Annotated in this window: 16 protein-coding genes; 7 read left to right on the top strand and 9 right to left on the bottom strand. The window is 73.7% G+C overall.

Annotated features, from left to right (window positions below; genetic code table 11):
- Positions 1-28 precede the first annotated feature (28 nt).
- The 4 genes from ABZ128_RS30125 to ABZ128_RS30110 all read right to left on the bottom strand — a co-directional run bounded on the left by ABZ128_RS30125 (position 29) and on the right by ABZ128_RS30110 (position 4,416).
- Positions 29-982, bottom strand: a complete 954-nt coding sequence (locus ABZ128_RS30125; RefSeq protein ID WP_356852373.1) for an RluA family pseudouridine synthase — start codon at positions 980-982, stop codon at positions 29-31.
- Between the two features lie 19 nt (positions 983-1,001).
- The gene (locus ABZ128_RS30120; RefSeq protein ID WP_356852371.1) at positions 1,002-2,543 is read right to left on the bottom strand and encodes a serine hydrolase; all 1,542 of its coding nucleotides are present in this window, start codon (positions 2,541-2,543) and stop codon (positions 1,002-1,004) included.
- A gap of 84 nt (positions 2,544-2,627) precedes the next feature.
- Entirely contained in the window at positions 2,628-3,461 is an 834-nt protein-coding gene (locus ABZ128_RS30115; RefSeq protein ID WP_356852370.1) for a siderophore-interacting protein, read from the bottom strand.
- Between the two features lie 49 nt (positions 3,462-3,510).
- Positions 3,511-4,416, bottom strand: a complete 906-nt coding sequence (locus tag ABZ128_RS30110) for a 5'-3' exonuclease (RefSeq protein ID WP_356852423.1) — start codon at positions 4,414-4,416, stop codon at positions 3,511-3,513.
- A 232-nt stretch (positions 4,417-4,648) separates the two neighbouring features.
- On the opposite strand from ABZ128_RS30110, the gene ABZ128_RS30105 reads away from it, so the two are divergent.
- Together ABZ128_RS30105 and ABZ128_RS30100 are read left to right on the top strand one after the other, a co-directional pair.
- On the top strand, positions 4,649-5,269 hold the full coding sequence (locus ABZ128_RS30105) for an XRE family transcriptional regulator (protein ID WP_356852368.1): 621 nt from the start codon (positions 4,649-4,651) through the stop codon (positions 5,267-5,269).
- Positions 5,266-5,997 carry a helical backbone metal receptor gene (locus tag ABZ128_RS30100; RefSeq protein WP_356852422.1) on the top strand — a complete coding sequence of 244 codons (732 nt, stop codon included), beginning with the start codon at positions 5,266-5,268 and terminating at the stop codon, positions 5,995-5,997. The genes ABZ128_RS30105 and ABZ128_RS30100 overlap by 4 nt, the downstream gene beginning before the upstream one ends.
- A 33-nt stretch (positions 5,998-6,030) precedes the next feature.
- On the opposite strand, the gene ABZ128_RS30095 is transcribed toward ABZ128_RS30100, so the two are convergent.
- Positions 6,031-7,044, bottom strand: a complete 1,014-nt coding sequence (locus ABZ128_RS30095) for a TDT family transporter (protein ID WP_356852420.1) — start codon at positions 7,042-7,044, stop codon at positions 6,031-6,033.
- Between the two features lie 178 nt (positions 7,045-7,222).
- Here ABZ128_RS30095 and ABZ128_RS30090 point away from each other — a divergent pair, with 178 nt between their 5' ends.
- Entirely contained in the window at positions 7,223-8,146 is a 924-nt protein-coding gene (locus ABZ128_RS30090; protein WP_356852366.1) for a LysR family transcriptional regulator, read from the top strand.
- 60 nt (positions 8,147-8,206) lie between these two features.
- Here the strand turns inward: ABZ128_RS30090 and ABZ128_RS30085 are convergent, their stop codons facing one another.
- The 3 genes from ABZ128_RS30085 to ABZ128_RS30075 all read right to left on the bottom strand — a co-directional run bounded on the left by ABZ128_RS30085 (position 8,207) and on the right by ABZ128_RS30075 (position 11,268).
- Positions 8,207-8,899, bottom strand: coding sequence for a gamma-glutamyl-gamma-aminobutyrate hydrolase family protein (locus ABZ128_RS30085; RefSeq protein ID WP_356852365.1), 693 nt, complete (start codon positions 8,897-8,899; stop codon positions 8,207-8,209).
- Between the two features lie 50 nt (positions 8,900-8,949).
- Positions 8,950-10,422 (bottom strand): ethanolamine permease, encoded by a 1,473-nt coding sequence (gene eat / locus ABZ128_RS30080; RefSeq protein WP_356852363.1) that lies wholly within the window; start codon positions 10,420-10,422, stop codon positions 8,950-8,952.
- A 99-nt stretch (positions 10,423-10,521) separates the two neighbouring features.
- Positions 10,522-11,268: an FCD domain-containing protein gene (locus ABZ128_RS30075; protein WP_356852362.1), complete on the bottom strand. Its 747-nt coding sequence runs from the start codon at positions 11,266-11,268 to the stop codon at positions 10,522-10,524.
- Positions 11,269-11,345: 77 nt separating this feature from the next.
- Here ABZ128_RS30075 and ABZ128_RS30070 point away from each other — a divergent pair, with 77 nt between their 5' ends.
- From ABZ128_RS30070 to ABZ128_RS30055, 4 genes are all read left to right on the top strand, one after another.
- Complete coding sequence (locus ABZ128_RS30070) at positions 11,346-12,719, top strand: glutamine synthetase family protein (protein WP_356852360.1); 1,374 nt, start codon at positions 11,346-11,348, stop codon at positions 12,717-12,719.
- A gap of 105 nt (positions 12,720-12,824) precedes the next feature.
- Entirely contained in the window at positions 12,825-14,189 is a 1,365-nt protein-coding gene (locus ABZ128_RS30065; protein WP_356852358.1) for an aldehyde dehydrogenase family protein, read from the top strand.
- Positions 14,190-14,195: 6 nt separating this feature from the next.
- Positions 14,196-14,990, top strand: coding sequence for a 3-oxoacyl-ACP reductase (locus ABZ128_RS30060; RefSeq protein ID WP_356852357.1), 795 nt, complete (start codon positions 14,196-14,198; stop codon positions 14,988-14,990).
- A gap of 198 nt (positions 14,991-15,188) precedes the next feature.
- Positions 15,189-16,487, top strand: coding sequence for a haloacid dehalogenase-like hydrolase (locus ABZ128_RS30055; protein ID WP_356852355.1), 1,299 nt, complete (start codon positions 15,189-15,191; stop codon positions 16,485-16,487).
- A 20-nt stretch (positions 16,488-16,507) separates the two neighbouring features.
- On the opposite strand, the gene ABZ128_RS30050 is transcribed toward ABZ128_RS30055, so the two are convergent.
- Positions 16,508-17,707, bottom strand: coding sequence for an amino acid deaminase/aldolase (locus tag ABZ128_RS30050; protein ID WP_356852353.1), 1,200 nt, complete (start codon positions 17,705-17,707; stop codon positions 16,508-16,510).
- Positions 17,708-18,037: the final 330 nt, after the last annotated feature.

The raw sequence follows: 18,037 nt of genomic DNA, 5'->3' as shown, positions 1-18,037 counted from the left end.
TTCCACGGGGACCGGCCGTGGTGACGGCCTATGCCGCCCAGGCCTCGTAGTCGTCCCAGGCCTGGAGGGTCAGGGTGCTTTCGAAGCGGTGCGGGGCTCCGGTGACCGGGTCGGTGAACGACAGCGTGCGGGCCAGGAGTTGCAGGGGACGGCGGTAGTCGTCCGGGGCCGGGTCGGTGACCTGCGGATACACCGGGTCGCCGAGGATCGGCAGGCCCAGGCCGTTCATGTGCACCCGCAGCTGGTGGGTGCGGCCGGTGTGCGGGGTCAGGCGGTAGCGGCCCAGGCCGCCGCGGGTGGCGGTGAGTTCGATCAGGCTCTCCGCGTTCGGCTCGGCGCCGGGGACCTCGGTCGCCGCGATGACCCCGCGGATCTTCTCGATGTGGCTGCGGACCGTGCGGGGGAGGTCGACGGCCGGGTCGTGGCGGGCGAGGGCCTCGTACTGCTTGTGCACCCGCCGCTGCTGGAAGAGCTGTTGGTACGGGCCGCGGTCCTCGGGGCGGATGCTGAACATCACCAGTCCGGCGGTCAGCCGGTCGAGCCGGTGGACCGGGCTGAGCTGCGGCAGGCCGAGCTCCTCGCGCAGCCGGGCCAGGGCGGTCTGCGTGATGTGGCTGCCGCGCGGGGTGGTGGCCAGGAAATGCGGTTTGTCCACGACGAGCAGGTGGGCGTCCCGGTGCACGACCCGGAGGCCGAACGGCACCGCCGGCTCCGGGTCCATGTCCCGGTGGAACCACAGGTAGGCGCCCGGCTCGTACGGGTCCTGCGCGCGCAGCACCCGCCCGCCGGCGCCGAGCACCCGTCCGCCCTCCAGCAGGCGGGCGACGGACCCGGCGCCGCGGGTGCCGGCGTAGCGGGCGGCGAGGTAGCTGCCGAGGTCCTGCCACTGCCCGTCCGGGTCGGCGGGCAGCCGCAGCCGGACGGGGTCGATGCCGGCGCGCTGGGGGAGGGGCGAGGGGGGTACCGGGGTTCTGCGTCTCATCGGGGTCCAGGCTATGCCGCTACTGCCGGGTGAAGGTCCCCAGGTGGGTCTTGTCCAGGTACTCGATGCGGACGGTGCCGTCCTTGAAGGTCACCCCGGTGCGGCCGACCGCGTTCTCGCCGGAGGTCTCGAAGCTGAAGGTGTCGCCGTCGTAGTGGGTGAGCGGGTAGCGCAGGGGTTTGGGGCCGAGGGAGAGGACGAGGCCGCCGCTGCCGCCGGGGTCCGCCGCCACCGTGAGCTTGCCGTAGTAGGGGTTGTCGTAGGTCCCGGTGTACGCGGAGTCGGCGCGGGCCGGCTTGGCTCCGGCGGGCGGGTGGGCGTAGTCGATGGGGGAGCGGCCGGCGCCGTCCACCTGGGCGTAGATCTCGGCGAACAGGGGCTGCCAGTCGGTGGTCGGCTTGCCGTGCTCGGCGGTGTCGAAGAAGTTCATCGCGATGGCGTCGGCGACGCCGACGGGGGCGCCGTTGGTGAGGACGACGATGCCGAGCTGCTCCAGCGGGAGCAGGGTGACGCTGGTGTTGGCGCCGAGCTCGAAGGCCCCGGAGTGGCTCAGGCGCAGCCGGCCCGCGTCGTCGTACGAGACGTTCCAGCCGAGCCCGTAGAAGCCGGTGCGGTTCGCGGGCGGGGTGGGCGGCTGCGACAGGATCTGCGGCAGGTGGGTGGTGGCGAGGGTGTCGGCGGGGATGATCCGGGTCCCGTCGAGGGTGCCGCCCGACAGCTGGAGCCGCATCCAGCGGGCCATGTCGCGGGCGGTGGAGCTGACCCCGCCGGCCGGGGCCTGGGCGTCGGGATCGCGGACGAAGCGCGGGGACCAGGTGCCGTCGGGGTTCTTGACGTGGGTGGCCGCGTGGTCGGGGGCGTGCGCGAAGGCGGAGAACTCCGTGCTGGTGCGGGTCATTCCGGCGGGCTTGAAGAGGGTGTCCTCGCTGAGCTTCTGCCAGCTCGTGCCGTGGGCGCGGGCGACGGCCTCGGCGGCCGCGGTGAAACCGAAGTTGGTGTAGGCGTAGCTCGACCGGAAGGGGGTGAGGGGCTCCAGGCGGAGGTGGTCGAGGATGTACGCCTGGTCGTAGCCCAGGTCCTCAAGGAGGTCCCCCGCGTGGTCGGGGAGGCCGCTGCGGTGGGAGAAGAGGTCGGCGGCGGTGACGTGGCCGGTGACCCAGGGGTCCTTGAGGGCGAAGCCGGGGAGTTCGGTGCGGCGGTCCCAGTCGGCGGGGTCCTTCAGGGCGCCGGCGATGACCGTGGAGGAGACGGGCTTGGAGAGGGAGGCGATCTGGAAGACGGTGTCCGGGCCGACCTTCGCGGTCTCGCCGGTGCGGCGGACCCCGAAGCCCTGGAGGTAGACGACCTTGTCGCGGTGGACGACGGCCACGGACACCCCGGGGACGCCGGTCTTGCGCATGCCGTCGGCCACGAAGCCGGGGAGGCGTTTGAGGGCCTCGTCGACCTGGCCCTCGCCGATCAGCGGCTTCGGCGGGGGCGGCGGACTCGGCGCCGCCACCGCCATCCCTGCGGCCAGCACCAGGGCCGCTCCCGTTGCGGACAGCACACCGACGGTACGCATGCCGCCATTCTCGCGCCGATCGCCCGAGCCCGCCGGTCGGCGAGCCCGCGCCGCGGGTCCCCCGCGGGCCCCGGGGGGAGAAGATCAGGCGGCGGATTCCTGCTCGGCCAGCACGCTGGCGTTCCAGTCGCGCTTGATCGCCCGCCAGCCCTCGTCCGTCTCGCCCAGGCGCCAGTAGCCCGAGATGGACAGGCGTTCGCGGGCGATACCGCGCTCCAGGCGCAGGTGGCGGCGCAGTTCCTTGACGAAGGCCGCCTCTCCGTGGACGAAGGCGTGGACGTCCCGGGACGGGAACGGCAGGTTCTGGACCGCCTCCACCAGCGCCTCGCCGACCGGCCGCGTCCCGCGGTGGATCCACAGCGGGACGGCCCCGTCCGGGGTGGCGATCTTCTGCTCGTCGTCCGGGCCCTCGACCTCCACGAACGCGTGGACCAGCGCCCCAACCGGCATCCGCTCCATCGCGGCGGCAATGGCCGGCAGCGCGCTCTCGTCGCCGACCAGCAGGTGCCACTCGGCCGCCGGGTCCGGCGCGTAGGCGCCGCCCGGGCCGACGAAGCGTACGAGCTCTCCCGGCTGGACGCGGGCCGCCCACGGGCCGGCCAGGCCCTCGTCGCCGTGGACGACGAAGTCGAGGGTCAGCTCCTGGTGCACCGGGTCCCACGCGCGGACCGTGTACGCCCGCTGCCGCGGCCAGGACTCCCGCGGGTACTCGGCCCGGATCCGGTCCAGGTCCCACGGGGAGGGGTAGGTGACGCCCTCGGGCGCGAACAGGATCTTGACGTAGTGGTCGGTGAACTCGCCCGCGCCGAACCGGGCCAGTCCCGTACCGCCGAGCACCAGCCGCACCATGTGCGGCGTCAGCCGCTCGGTGCGCACGACGGTAGCGGTCTCGACCGAGCGGGCGCGTCCTTCAGCCACGGCGTCTCCCCTGACTCCCCTGAAACTTAGGCGTACCTAAGTTAGCACCTCAAGGGCGCAGTGCGCTGCCCAGGCGCGCCACCGCTCCGCCCAGGCCCCACCGGCGCGCAAGGGCGTCGACCACCTCCGGCTCCGCCGGGACGGCCGGCAGGGCCGGATCGAAGGGCGGCAGCGGCACGTCCGAGGCCACGCGGACCACCTTCGGGGCCACGGCCAGATAGGCCCGGGCCTCGTCCAGCCGCTTGCGCTGCGCCGGGGTCAGCCCCGACTTCGGGTCGTCGACGGCGGCGATGATCCCGGCCAGGCTGCCGTAGGCGTCCAGGAGCTTCGCCGCGGTCTTCTCACCGATGCCGGGCACCCCGGGCAGGCCGTCGCTCGGGTCGCCGCGCAGCAGGGCCAGGTCCGCGTAGCCCGGGCCGTCCACCCCGTACTTCGCCCGCAGCCAGGCCTCGTCGGTGACCTGGAGCGATCCCACGCCCTTGATCGGGTACAGCACGCGCCGCTGCCGGGCGTCGTCCACGAGCTGGTAGAGGTCCCGGTCGCCGGTGACGATGTCCACCGGACCGGTGGCGCGGGCCGTCAGCGTGCCGATCACGTCGTCCGCCTCGTACCCGGCGACCCCCACCCGCGCGATGCCGAAGGCGTCCAGCGCCGCCTCGATGATCGGCACCTGCGGCGCCAGGGTGTCCGGGGTCTCCTCCACGTCCGGCCCGGTCCCGGTCTCCACGGCGACCCGGTGGGCCTTGTACGAGGGGATCAGCTCCACCCGCCAGTGCGGCCGCCAGTCGGCGTCCATGCAGGCCACCAGGTCGTCGGGGCGGTGGTCCTGGACCAGCCGCGCGATCATGTCGAGCAGCCCGCGCACGGCGTTGACCGGCGTACCGTCGGGCGCCTTCACGGAGTCCGGCACACCGAAGTACGCGCGGAAGTAGAGGGAGGCGGTGTCCAGGAGCATCAGGCGTCGAGTCGTCGTCACGACGACGATGATGCCGCACCCCGCCGACACCGCCCGGTTACGGGCGGGGGCACGGGAAGTGGCCGCAAGAGTGATCGGAAGTGGCACACGAGTTTCCGCCGGGGCGTAGCCTGGAGGGCTCTTGCGCGCGAAACCGGAGGCGGTTGCTGCGTAAGGTGCTTACAGCACACCGATGTGCGACGGACCAGGACAAGGGGAGGGCAGCCCCGCCATGGACGACAGGGACGGCTCGTACGACAGGGAAGACAAGGAGCGGGACAAGGACGCCAAGGAACCGCTCCGGGTGGGCGTCGCCGTGCGCAAGCGGCGCCGGGCGCTCCATCTCACCCTCGCCGCCGTTTCGGCGCGCAGCGGTCTGTCGGTGCCCTTCCTGAGCCAGATAGAGAACGAGCGGGCCCGGCCCAGCATGCGCTCCCTCGAACGGGTGGCCGATGCGCTGGAGACCACGGCCGTCGAGCTGCTGGCCGCGTCCGACACCGCGCGCACGGTCGACCTGGTGCGGGCCGGGGACGACTCGGGGCTCACCCCGGCCCCGGGCGTACGCCCCCTCGTACGCGGGCACCACCAGCTGCACGCGCTGGAATTCACCGGGGACCAGGACGCGGGTCGCGAGTACCAGCACCGCAACGACGAGCTGATGTACGTGGTCTCCGGCGCCTGCCAGGTGGAGGCGGAGGGGCGGGCCTACCGGCTGGAGAGCGGGGACGCGCTGTTCCTGTCCGGCGGCGTACGGCACCGCTGGCGGGCGGTCAGCGAGGACACCCGTTTCCTGGTCGTGGCGGTCGGCGAGCACATCCACGCGACCTCCGAGCCGCCCTCCCCGGGCCACTGACCGGGACGCGGGTCGTCTCGCTGGTGCCCTCGCTGACCGAGGCGGTGGCGGTGACGGCGCCCGGTCTGCTGGCCGGGGTCACGGACTGGTGCACGCACCCGGCCGGCCTGGAGGCGCGGGGTGCGGTGCGCATCGGGGGGACGAAGAACCCGGACGTGGGGCGGATCGTGGGGCTGCGCCCGGACCTGGTCATCGCCAACGAGGAGGAGAACCGCGCCCCGGACCTGGCCGCGCTGCGGGCCGCCGGGGTGGAGGTGCTGGTCACCGCGATCCGCTCGCTGCCCCAGGCGCTGGCCGAACTGGACCGGGTGCTGGTGGGGGCCCTGGGTCTGCCGAGGCCGGGGTGGCTGGACGAGGCGGAGGCGGCGTGGGCCGCGGCGGAGCCGGTGGGCCCGCTGCGCGCGTTCGTACCGGTCTGGCGGCGCCCCTGGATGGTGCTGGGCCGTGACACCTTCGCCGGGGACCTGCTCGCGCGGCTGGGGGTGCGCAACGTCTACGCGGGCCACCCCGAGCGGTATCCGCGGGTGCCGGTGGCGGAGCTGGCCGCCGTCGACTGCGATCTGGTGGTGCTGCCCGACGAGCCGTACCGCTTCACGCGCGAGGACGGCCCGGAGGCGTTCCCGGGCCGTCCGGCCGCACTGGTCGACGGCCGTTTCCTCACCTGGTACGGCCCCTCGCTGGTGCAGGCCCCCCAGGCCCTGGCGGCCGCCCTGCGCGCGGCGCGCTGAGCGCGGCCGGCCGCGCTCGGGCCGGCCGAGCGGCTAGCGGGGGAGGAGCCGGCCGGTGCGCAGGCCGCGCAGGGTGTGGCCGGCGGCGAGCAGCCAGGCGGTGAGCAGGGCGAGGAAGAGGCCCGCGGCCAGCCAGGCGAACGCGGTCAGCCCGGTGTGGCGGGACAGGCCGGCGGCGCCGGTCACGCAGGTGCCGACGGGGAAGGTCAGCGCCCACCAGGTCATCGCGAAGCCCATGCCGTCCCGGGCGGCCCGGACCAGCAGCGAGGCGGCGAGAGCCAGCCACAGCAGGGCGAACCCCATGACGGGCACCCCGTAGACGACGGCGAAGGCGGCGAACGCTCCGGCAAGGGGGGCGTCGACCGCGTGGGGGGCCGCGTCGGCGAGCTGGTTCACGGCGGTGGTGGACTGGCCGAGCGGGCCGAGGACCAGGAACAGGGTGGGGGCCAGGGCCGGCGGGAGCGGCTCGCCCGTGATCAGCCGGCCGAAGACGAGCGGCAGCATCACCAGGACGGCCAGCAGGCTGAGGCCGAACATGGCGTGGCAGGCCAGCAGGAGCGCCTCGCGGGCCTGGCCCGCGGGCAGGTGGGGTACCAGCAGCGGGCCGACGGCGGCGGAGACCATCGGGGCCACCAGGGGGAGCAGCCAGACCGGGCTGGCCTGGGAGGCCTCGGCCCGGTGCCGCACGACCATCAGGTAGGGCACGGCCACGGCCAGAACCAGGCCGGTGGCGGTGCCGGCGGTGAAGAGGACGGCGTCCACGGCGACCGCGGGTCCCTCTCCGATCAGGTCCTTGCCGACGAGGAGGGTGCCGGCGCCGACGGCGAGCAGGGCCATGGAGAGGCAGCCGTGGAAGGGGGCGACGGCCGGGTCGAGGAGGTGCGCGCGGGCCTGGTCCCGGTGGTGGACCCAGTGCAGGGCTCGTGCGGCGAGCAGGACGGCCAGGGCCAGGGCGGACAGCGCCCAGACCAGCTGGCAGGCCGCCCGCTGGCCGGGGACCTGGTACGGGAGGGTCGCACCGGCGTTGGCGACGATCGCCGTGCCCATGACGGAGGCGTACCAGTTGGGGCCGAGGTGGCGGAGCGCCGGGAAGGCCTTGTGGGCCCGGGGGGTCCGCGGGGTGGCGGAACGGGGTCGTACGACGGTGGTGGCCATGGGCCCAGCCTCACGCCGGGCGCCGCCGGGCGGCAGAGGCCATGTCCCTATGAGGTCATAAACTGACTTTATGGCTGATGAGGAGTGGGTCCCGCTGGCGCACCGGGTACCGGACCTGGGTGCGTTGGAGCTGCTGCTCGCGGTGGCCCGGGCCGGCAGCCTGAGCGGCGCCGCCAAGCGGATGGGCATCACCCAGCCCGCCGCGAGCAGCCGGATCCGCGCCATGGAGGCACGGCTCGGGGTGGCGCTGGTGGACCGTTCGCCGCGCGGCTCGACGCTGACGGCGGAGGGCGCGCTGGTCACCGACTGGGCCCGGCGGGTGGTGGAGGCCGCGGAGGCGTTCGACGCGGGCGCCCAGGCGCTGCGCGGCCGGCGGGACTCGCGGCTTCGGGTGGCCGCCAGTATGACCATTGCGGAGTACCTGCTGCCCGGCTGGCTGATCGCCCTGCGCGGGCAGCGGCCGGGGACTGCGGTGTCGCTGCACGCCGGGAACTCGGCGGTCGTGGCCGCACGGGTGCTCGCCCACGAGGCGGACCTCGGCTTCGTGGAGGGGCTGACGGTGCCGGACGGGCTGGACGCGGTGGTGATCGCGCAGGACCGGCTGGTGGTGGCGGTGGCCCCCGGCCACCGGTGGGCGCGGCGCTCACGGGGGATCGAGGCGGCGGAGCTGGCGGGGACGCCGCTGATCCTGCGGGAGCGCGGGTCGGGGACGCGTCAGGTGCTGGACGCCGCCCTGTCGGGCGCCGGGGGACTCGCGGAGCCGTTGCTGGAACTCGCCTCCACCACGGCCGTCAAGGCCGCGGCGGTGAGCGGGGCGGGGCCGTGCGTCCTGTCGGAGCTGGCGGTGGGCGACGAGCTCGCGGCGCGCCGCCTGGTGGCGGTGCCGGTGGCCGGCGCCCCCCTCGACCGCGCCCTGCGCGCGGTCTGGCCCACCGGCTCCCGCCCCGCCGGCCCGGCCCGCGACCTCCTCTCCCTCACCCGCGCCACGGCCTGACCGGCGGCCCGCCGGCGCCCGCCCGCGGAGGCGCGCGCCGACGGGCCGGCGGGGAGCCGGTCAGCGGGGACCGGCCGAGGCCTCCACCAGGGAGGCAAGGACACGGGTGTCCTTGTCGCTTTCCGGGTGCCACTGGACGCCCAGCACCCAGCGGGCGGTGTCCGGTAGTTCGATGGCTTCCACCGTGCCGTCCTCCGCGTGGGCGGAGGCGACCAGGCCCGCGCCCAGGCGGTCGACGGCCTGGTGGTGGTAGGTCGGGACGTCCGCCTCCTCCGGGACCAGCTGCGCGTACCGTGTGCCCGCGACCGGCCGGACCGGGTGCCAGGACATCACGCCCGGCGTCTCCACGTGCCCGTCGATGTGCTGGACCAGCGTGCCGCCCAGGGCCACGTTCAGCGCCTGCATGCCGCGGCAGATGCCGAGCAGGGGCTTGTCCGCCTCCAACGCCGCCGTGATCAGGGCGAGTTCCCAGTCGTCGCGCTGCGTGGCCGCAGGCCCCGTACGGGGGTCGCGCTCGGCGCCGTAACGGGCCGGGTCCAGGTCGGGGCCGCCCGCGACGACCAGGCCGTCCACCCGGCCGAGCACCTCCGCCGCCGCTGCCGGATCGTCCGGCGGGAGGAGGACCGCCGCGCCGCCCGCCGCCTGTACGAGCTCGTAATAGCCCGCGGGCACCAGGGAGGCCGGGACGTCCCACACCCGGAAGCGGGTGGATTCCTCCACGTAGGTGGTGATGCCGATGAGCGGCCTGGGCACGGTGGTTACCTCCGAAAGGGATGGGGAAGGGTCGGGTCGTGCGGCGGGGGTCAGTCGCGGGTGAGCTCGGCCTCGGCCTGCGCCAGCGCCGCGAACTCCTCCTCCGGCGCGGAGGCGACGAGATGGTGGCGACTGTAGAACGCGAAGTAGGCGAGGGCGACGGCGTACACACCCAGGGCCATGAATGCCGCGTCCTTGTCCACCAGGAAGGTGGCGACGAGCGCCGACAGGGCGAGGACGAACGCCACCGACGAGGTGGCGACGCCGCCGGGCGTACGGTACGGCCGCTCCAGGCCCGGCTCCCGCCTGCGCAGCACGATGTGGGACAGGGCCATCAGCGCGTACGAGATGGTCGCGCCGAACACCGCGATGTTGAGCATGCGCGGGCCGTTCCCGGTGGCCGCCGCCAGCGCGAAGCCGATCGCGCCGGGGATCAGCAGCCCCAGGTACGGGGCCTTGCGGCGGGAGGTCAGGGACAGGAAGCGCGGCAGGTAGCCCGCCCGGGACAGGGCGAACAGCTGGCGCGAGCCGGCGTAGATGAGGGAGAAGAACGAGGCCACGAGGCCGGCCAGACCCGCGTAGTTGACGAAGGTCTTGAGCCAGGACAGGCCGGGGTCGCCCTCCAGGGCGACGACCAGCGGGTTGCCGGCGTCCTTGATGGCATCGGCGCCGCGCGCCCCGGTCGAGGCCAGGAAGGTGATCAGCGCGAGCAGCACGAGGATGCCCATGGAGATGGACAGGGCGCGCGGCATGGAGCGCACCGGGTCCTTGGCCTCCTCGGCCGCGAGCGGTACGCCCTCGACGCCGAGGAAGAACCACATGCCGAAGGGGAAGGCCGCCCAGATGCCGAGCACCCCCAGCGGCAGCCAGGAGCCCGCGCCGAAGGCGGTGGTGTCGACGGCGATGTCGTCGAGACGGCCCGGGTCGAAGCCGGTGAACGCGCCGGCCGCGAAGACGACCAGCGCGAGCACGGCCACCGCGGTCACGACGAGGGAGAAGCGCAGCGCCTCGCCCACGCCCCACAGGTGGATGCCGATGAACACCGCGAAGCAGGCCAGGTAGACGGGCCAGCCGGAGGTGAGGCCGAAGAGGTCGAGGGATTCGACGTAGTCGCCGATGAAGATGGCGATCGCGGCGGGCGCGAGGACGTACTCGATGAGGATCGCGGTGCCGGTGAGGAAGCCGCCCCAGGGGCCCAGGGCGCGGCGCGCGAAGCCGTAGCCGCCGCCCGCCGTCGGCAGGATCGCGGACAGCTCCGCGAGGGAGAAGACCAGGCAGGCGTACATCGCGCCCATCAGGACGGTGGCGAGGGCGAGCCCGCCGAAGCCGCCCTGGGCGAGGCCGACGTTCCATCCGGAGAAGTCGCCGGAGACGACGTACGCGACGCCCAGACCGGTGAGCAGCAGCCAGCCGGCGCTGCCGCGGCGCAGCGTACGGCGCTCCAGGTAGCCGTCGCCGCCGCTGCCGGAGGGGGTGGGGGATTCGGGCGCGACTGCGAGCCGTGCCTCGGTGTCGTCGGCCATGTGCACTCCTGCCTCAGGCAATGGTTGTGGGGCGTACCTTTGCGGTCGGAGCGGGGAGTGCGCAAGACCCCTGCGTCAAACAGCGGTGACGAAACCCCCTCAGGCCAGGAATCCCCGCAGCAGCGCGGCCGTACCGCAGCAGTGCTCGCGCATCACCTCGCGCGCCGCCTCGGCGTCCCGCTCCAGCACCGCCTCGACGAGTGCGCTGTGCTGCTGCTGCGAGTGCTCCAGGTTGCGCACCAGCAGGGGGATGCAGTCCAGCAGGTCGTTGACGGTCGCCCGGACGGCGGCGTACTGGGCCGTCAGGGTGGCGGAGCCGGCGAGCTCGCACAGGGTGAGGTGGAAGAGGGTGTCCTGGCGGCGGTAGTCGGTGAGCGGCGCGTCGTGCGTGGCCGCGAGTGCGGCGAGCAGCCGTTCGCCGTCCTCCTCGGAGAGCCCCTGGGCCGCGCACAGGCCGGCCGCGCCCACCTCCAGGACCTCGCGGAAGCGCAGGACGTCCTCGATGTCCACGCCCACCACCCGCCGGCGGAGCTCGTCCTCGGTGCCGCCGGCCGGGGTGTCGGGGCGCGGCAGCACGAACGTCCCGCCGTACCGGCCGCGCCGCGCCTCCACCAGGCCCTGGTCCTGGAGTACCTTCAGCACCTCGCGCAGGGTGACCCGGCTGATCCCCATCCGCTCCGCCAACTCCCGCTCGGGCGGAAGCCGTTCGCCGCCGGGCACCAGGCCCAGCCGGACCACCTGGAGGATCTGCTCCAGCGCCTCCTCGAAACCGTTGCCCGCCCGCACCTGCCGCAACACCGGATTCAGCCGTGCGATCGCGCCGCCTTCACTCGCCGTGCCGGTCATCTCGGTCCCTCCTCTTCCCAAGCAATGGTTCTGTTCAATACCTTAGGCCCCCTCGGCTCACCGAAGGAGAGATTCCAGTGGTAGACCGCAAGCCGCCGCTCGCGCCCGAGGAGCTCCGCGCCCTCGTCGCCAGCGGTGAGATCGACACCGTCGTCCTGGCCTTCCCCGACATGCAGGGACGGCTCCAGGGCAAGCGGTTCGCCGCACGCTTCTTCCTCGACGAGGTCCTCGAACACGGCACCGAGGGCTGCAACTACCTCCTCGCCGTCGACACCGACATGAACACCGTCGACGGATACGAGATGTCCTCCTGGGACCGCGGCTACGGCGACTTCGCCATGCACCCCGACCTCGGCACCCTGCGCCGCCTGCCCTGGAACCCCGGCAGCGCCTTCCTCCTCGCCGACCTCGCCTGGAACGACGGCACGCCGGTCGTGGCCGCGCCCCGGCAGATCCTGCGCCGCCAGCTGGAGCGCCTCGCCGAGCTCGGGTACACGGCCATGGTCGGCACCGAGCTGGAGTTCATGGTCTTCCAGGACACCTACGAGCAGGCCTGGAACGCGAACTACCGCGGACTGACCCCCGCCAACCAGTACAACATCGACTACTCCGTCCTCGGGACCGGCCGCATCGAGCCCCTGCTGCGCCGCATCCGCAACGAGATGCAGGCCGCAGGCCTGACCGTCGAGTCGGCGAAGGGGGAGTGCAACCTCGGCCAGCACGAGATCGCCTTCCGCTACGACGAGGCCCTGACCACCTGCGACCAGCACGCCGTCTACAAGACCGGGGCGAAGGAGATCGCCGCCCAGGAAGGCGTCTCGCTCACCTTCATGGCGAAGTTCGACGAGCGCGAGGGCAACTCCTGCCACATCCACCTCTCGCTCAGCGACACCGACGGACACAACGTGATGGCCGGGGACGGACACGGCCCGGAACACGGAATGTCACCGGTGATGCGACACTTCCTGGCCGGCCAGCTGGCCGCGCTGCGCGACTTCTCCCTTCTCTACGCCCCGAACATCAACTCGTACAAGCGTTTCCGGCCGGGTTCCTTCGCGCCGACCGCCGTGGCCTGGGGCCTGGACAACCGCACCTGCGCCCTCCGGGTCGTCGGACACGGCCGCTCCATGCGCTTCGAGAACCGCCTCCCCGGCGGCGACGTCAACCCCTACCTCGCCGTCGCCGGGCTGGTCGCGGCCGGGCTCTACGGCATCGAGAACCGCCTCGAACTACCCGAGGCCTGCGCGGGCAACGCCTACACGGCCGACTTCGCGCACGTTCCCACCACCCTGCGCGAAGCTGCCGAGCTGTGGGAGAACAGCGAGATCGCCAAGGCCGCGTTCGGCCCCGAAGTGGTCGCCCACTACCGCAACATGGCCCGCGTCGAACTGGACGCGTACGACTCCGCTGTCACCGACTGGGAGCTGCGCCGCTCCTTCGAACGCCTCTGAGGGCCGCCCGCCGGCCCGGCCCCGGCCTTGCCGCCCCCGGCCTTGCCGCCCCCGGGCCTTGCCGGTCCCGGCACACATCGCAACCGAACGTCTGAGAGGCACCACGTGTCCGATGCGCTGGAAGTACTGAATCCGGCCACCGAGGAAATCGTCGCCATCGTCCCGGCCGCCACACGGGACGATGTCGATGCCGCCGTCGCCCGAGCCGCCGCCGCGCAGCGCGGCTGGGCCGCGGCGGCCCCCGCCGACCGGGCCCGGCTGCTGCGCCGCTTCGCCGCAGTGGTCGACGGGCACATCGAGGAACTGGCCCGGCTGGAGGTGCGCGAGGCCGGCCACACCATCGGCAACGCCCGCTGGGAGGCCGGCAACGTACGCGACATGCTCGAATTCGCCGCCGGGGGAGTGGAGCGGCTCTCCGGCCGCCAGATCCCCGTCGCGGGCGGCATCGACGTCACCTTCCTCGAACCCCTCGGGGTCATCGGCGTCATCGCCCCGTGGAACTTCCCCCTGCCGATCGCCGCCTGGGGCCTGGCCCCGGCGCTCGCCGCGGGCAACGCCGTCCTCCTCAAGCCCGCCGAGACCACCCCCCTCACCGCGCTGCGGCTCGCCGAACTCGCCCTCGAAGCCGGGATCCCCGAGCACCTCTTCCAGGTGCTCCCCGGCCGCGGAACGGTCGCGGGCGACGCGCTCGTCGAACACCCCGGCGTGGCGAAGATCGTCTTCACCGGCTCCACCCGGGTCGGCAAGCAGATCATGGCCGCATGCGCCGAACGGGTGAAGCGGGTCACCCTGGAACTCGGCGGCAAGAGCCCCAACATCGTCTTCGCCGACGCCGACCTGGAGGCCGCGGCCGCCGCAGCGCCGATGGCCTTCCTCGACAACACCGGCCAGGACTGCTGCGCCCGCACCCGCATCCTCGTCCAGCGGAGCGCGTACGACCGCTTCCTGGACCTGCTCGCACCGGGGATCGAAGGCGTCCGCGTCGGTGACCCGGCCGACGAGAAGACCCAGATGGGGCCGCTGATCTCCCGCGCACAACTGGACCGCGTACGGTCGTACGTCACCGACGACCTCACCGCCGTCCGCGGCACCGCCCCCGAGGGCCCCGGCTTCTGGTACCCCCCGACCCTCGTCACCGGCGTCGCCCCCACCGCGCCCGTGGCGGCCGAGGAGGTCTTCGGCCCGGTCGCCGTCGTCCTGCCCTTCGAGGACGAGGAGGACGCCGTACGCCTGGCCAACGCGACCGAGTACGGCCTCTCCGGCTCCCTGTGGACCCGCGACCTCGGCCGCGCCCTGCGCGTCTCGCGCGCCGTCGCCGCGGGCAACCTCTCCGTCAACTCCCACAGCAGCGTGCGCTACTGGACCCCCTTCGGCGGCTACAAGCAGTCCGGCCTCGGCCGCGAACTCGGCCCCGAAGCCCTCACCGCATTCACCGAGACCAAGAACGTCTTCATCAGCACGGAGGCCTGAAAGACCATGACCAGTCAGAGCACCGAAGAGATCGTCTGCCGCCGCCTGGTCGGCCGCACCGCCGTCATCACCGGAGCCGGCAGCGGCATCGGCCTCGCCGCCGCCCGGCGCCTGGCCTCCGAGGGCGCCAACGTCGTCTGCGGCGACATCGACGAGACCGCGGGCAAGGCCGCCGCCGAGGAGGTCGGCGGCACCTTCGTCAAGGTCGACGTCACCAGCCCCGAGGAGGTCGAGGCCCTCTTCAGGACCGCCTTCGACACCTACGGCTCCGTCGACGTCGCCTTCAACAACGCGGGCATCTCGCCGCCCGACGACGACTCCATCCTCACCACCGGCCTGGAGGCCTGGAAGCGCGTCCAGGACGTCAACCTCACCTCCGTCTACCTGTGCTGCAAAGCCGCTCTGCCCTACATGCAGCGCCAGGGCCGCGGCTCCATCATCAACACCGCCTCCTTCGTGGCGATCATGGGCGCCGCCACCTCCCAGATCTCCTACACCGCCTCCAAGGGCGGCGTACTCGCCATGTCCCGCGAGCTCGGCGTGCAGTTCGCCCGCGAGGGCATCCGCGTCAACGCCCTGTGCCCGGGCCCCGTCAACACCCCGCTGCTGCAGGAACTGTTCGCGAAGGACCCGGAGCGGGCAGCCCGCCGCCTCGTCCACATCCCGCTGGGGCGGTTCGCCGAGCCCACCGAGATCGCGGCCGCCGTAGCCTTCCTCGCCAGCGACGACTCCTCCTTCGTCAACGCCACCGACTTCCTCGTCGACGGCGGCATCTCCGGCGCGTACGTGACGCCCCTGTAGGCCGGCGGCTCCGCCGAGCCGCAGCCGTACTCCCCCGACAGCCGGGCGTCGCACGACGCCCGGCTGTCGCGCTCCACCGTCCGCGAGGAAGCCCACCGTCCGCGAGGAACCCCACCGGACCGCGAGGAACCCCACCGGACCGCGACGAACCCTACCGGACCGCGACGAACCCCACCGGAACCAGGAGAGACCACCCCAGTGACCCGACCCACCACCGCCCGGCGGCTCCCGGCGGCCGCCGCGGCCGCCGCGATGGCCGCCGCCGCCCTCGTCGCCACCGCTCCCGCCGCCCGGGCGGCCCGCCCCGGCGCCCCCTGCACCACCCCGAAGCTCGCCGCCGGCTGGTACGGGGACAACCGGGCCCGGCTCCAGCAGCTGATCGACCAGTACGGCGCCTGCAACCCGTACCGCCCGACCCGCACCCGGCCCGTCGCCGTCTTCGACTGGGACAACACCGTCGTCAAGAACGACGTCGGCGACGCCACCATGTACTGGCTCCTGCGCAACGGGAAGATCCGCCGGCCCGCCGCCGGAGACTGGTCCACCACCAGCCGCCACCTCACCCCGGACGCCGCCCGCGCCCTCGCCGACGCCTGCGGCGACCTCGCCGCCCCCGGCGACCCGCTGCCCACCGGCACCCCCGAGGGCACCGGCTGCGCGGACGAACTCGCCGCCGTCTACGGCACCTCCGCGACCCGCGCCGGCGCCGCCGCCTTCGCCGGCTGGGACCACCGCACGACCGAACCCGCGTACGCCTGGCTGCCCCAGCTGATGCAGGGCTGGACCGCCCGCGAGATCCGCGGCTTCGCGGCCGCCGCCCGCGCCGAGAACCTCGCCGCACCCGTCGGCACCCGGCAGCAGGTCGGCAGCGGCACCGCCACCGGCTGGGTCCGGTACTACGACCAGCAGAGGGACCTGGTCACGAGCCTCCAGAAGGCCGGCTTCGACGTCTGGATCAGCTCCGCCTCGCCCCAGCCGGTGGTCGAAGTGTGGGCCGAGGGCGCCGGAATCGCCCCCGACCACGTCATCGGCATCCGCAACACCACCACGCGCGGCGGCACGTTCACCCCCCACCTCCAGGGCTGCGGATCCGTCGCGGACGGCGCCGACACGATGATCACGTACATCGACGGCAAGCGCTGCTGGATCAACCAGGAGGTCTTCGGCGTCCGCGGCGCCGCCGCCGAAAAGGTCCAGCCGGCCCCCCGCCGCCAGGTGTTCGCCGCGGGCGACTCCGACACCGACGTCTCGTTCCTGCGGGACGCGACCGCCCTGCGGCTCGTCGTCAACCGCAACAAGAACGAACTCATGTGCCGTGCCTACGACAACAGCGACGGCAAGTGGATCGTGAACCCCATGTTCATCGAGCCCAAGAAGCAGAAGACCACGCCCTACCCGTGCGCGAGCACGGGCTACACCGGCCACGACGGCACGCCCGGCCCCGTCCGCCGGGGCGACACGAGCGTCATCCCCGACCAGACGGACACAGTCTTCTAGCGGACACCGTCTTCCGGCTTCTAGAGGAAGGTCCGCCCCTCGCCCCGGTACGTCGGTACGGAAGCGGTCACCCGATCACCCTGGACCAGGTGCAGCACGTCGAACCGCTCGCACAGCTCACCGGCCTTGGCGTGCCGGAACCAGACCCGGTCGCCGATCAGCAGGTCGTCGGCCGGGCCGCCCAGCAGCGGCGTCTGCACCTCACCCGCGCCCTCCTGCGGGTCATAGCGCAGCCCCGGCGGCAGATACGGCTGCGGCAGCCGGTCCGGGCCCGCCGCCCCGGAGGCCGGATAGCCCCCGCCGAGCACCGTGACCACCCCCACCCCGGGGCGCCGGACCACCGGCTGCGCGAAGAGCGCCGCCGGGCGGCCGCGGAAGGAGGTGTAGTTGTCGAACAGCCGCGGTACGTACAGCCCCGACCCGGCGGCGATCTCGGTGACCGCCTCCTCGGCGGCGGTCTGCTGGACGCTGCCGGTGCCGCCGCCGTTGACGAACTCCAGGTCCGGCACCGCCGCCCGCACGGCCCGTACGGTCTCGGCGCGACGGGCCGCGAGCTCCTTGCGGGCCGCGCCCTGCATGAGCCGGATGGCCCGCGACCGCAGCGGCCGCCCGGCCAGCGCGTCCCCGACCCCGGCGACGTGCCCCTCGTACCCCATGAGCCCCACCACCCGGAACCCCGGCCGGGCAGCGACCGCCCGCGCGAGCTCCGCGAGCTGAGCCGGCTCACGCAGCGGCGAACGCCGGGCCCCCACGCGGACCCTGCCGCCGAGCAGGTGCAGCGCGGTGTCCAGCTCCAGGCAGACCCGGATCTCCTGCGCACCGCCGTCCCGGGCCCGGTCGATCAGCTCCAGCTGCGCGAGGTCGTCCACCATGACCGTGACGGCGGCGGCCAGCTTCGGATCCCCGGCGAGCTCGGCGAAGCCGGCGCGGTCGGCGGAGGGATAGGCCAGCAGGACGTCCTCGAACCCGGACCTGGCCAGCCAGACCGACTCCGCGAGGGTGTACGACATGATCCCGGCGAACCCCGGCCGGGCCAGGACCCGTTCGAGGAGCCCCCGGCAACGCACCGACTTGCTGGCGACCCGCACCGGCTTGCCCGCGGCGCGGCGGACGAGGTCGTCGGCGTTGGCGTCGAACGCGTCGAGGTCCACGATGGCGAGGGGGGCGTCGAGATGCGCGGTGGCCCGGTCGTACCGGGCCCGGTCCCCGTGAAGATTCATGCGGCGCAGCTTGCCACGCCGCATTACCCCTGGGTAGCCCTTGGCCCCCGCCCGCCTCGGTCCCGCCGCTTCGGTTCCGCCGCTTCGGTCGTTCGGCGGGGCCGGTGGGGCGGTGGGGCCGGTGGGGCGGTGTGGCCGCCAGTGGGTGCGGCTGAGGCGGCCGTGCGCGCCGCCGCTGCGGGGGGCGGGGGACCCGCGGCCGGGGTCGGTGGGGGTTCGGGGGCTTCCCGTCAGTCCACTGTCCTTCCGTGTCGGGCCGGGCCGTCAAGGGCGCTCCTTCGTCGCGTCGCTTCGCGATGGCCTTCGGCCACCCTTGACTGCCCGGCCCGC

Origin of the sequence: Streptomyces sp. NPDC006326 (assembly GCF_040612915.1) — a bacterium.
GTDB lineage: Bacteria > Actinomycetota > Actinomycetes > Streptomycetales > Streptomycetaceae > Streptomyces.
This window is presented reverse-complemented; position numbering and strand designations above follow the sequence as displayed.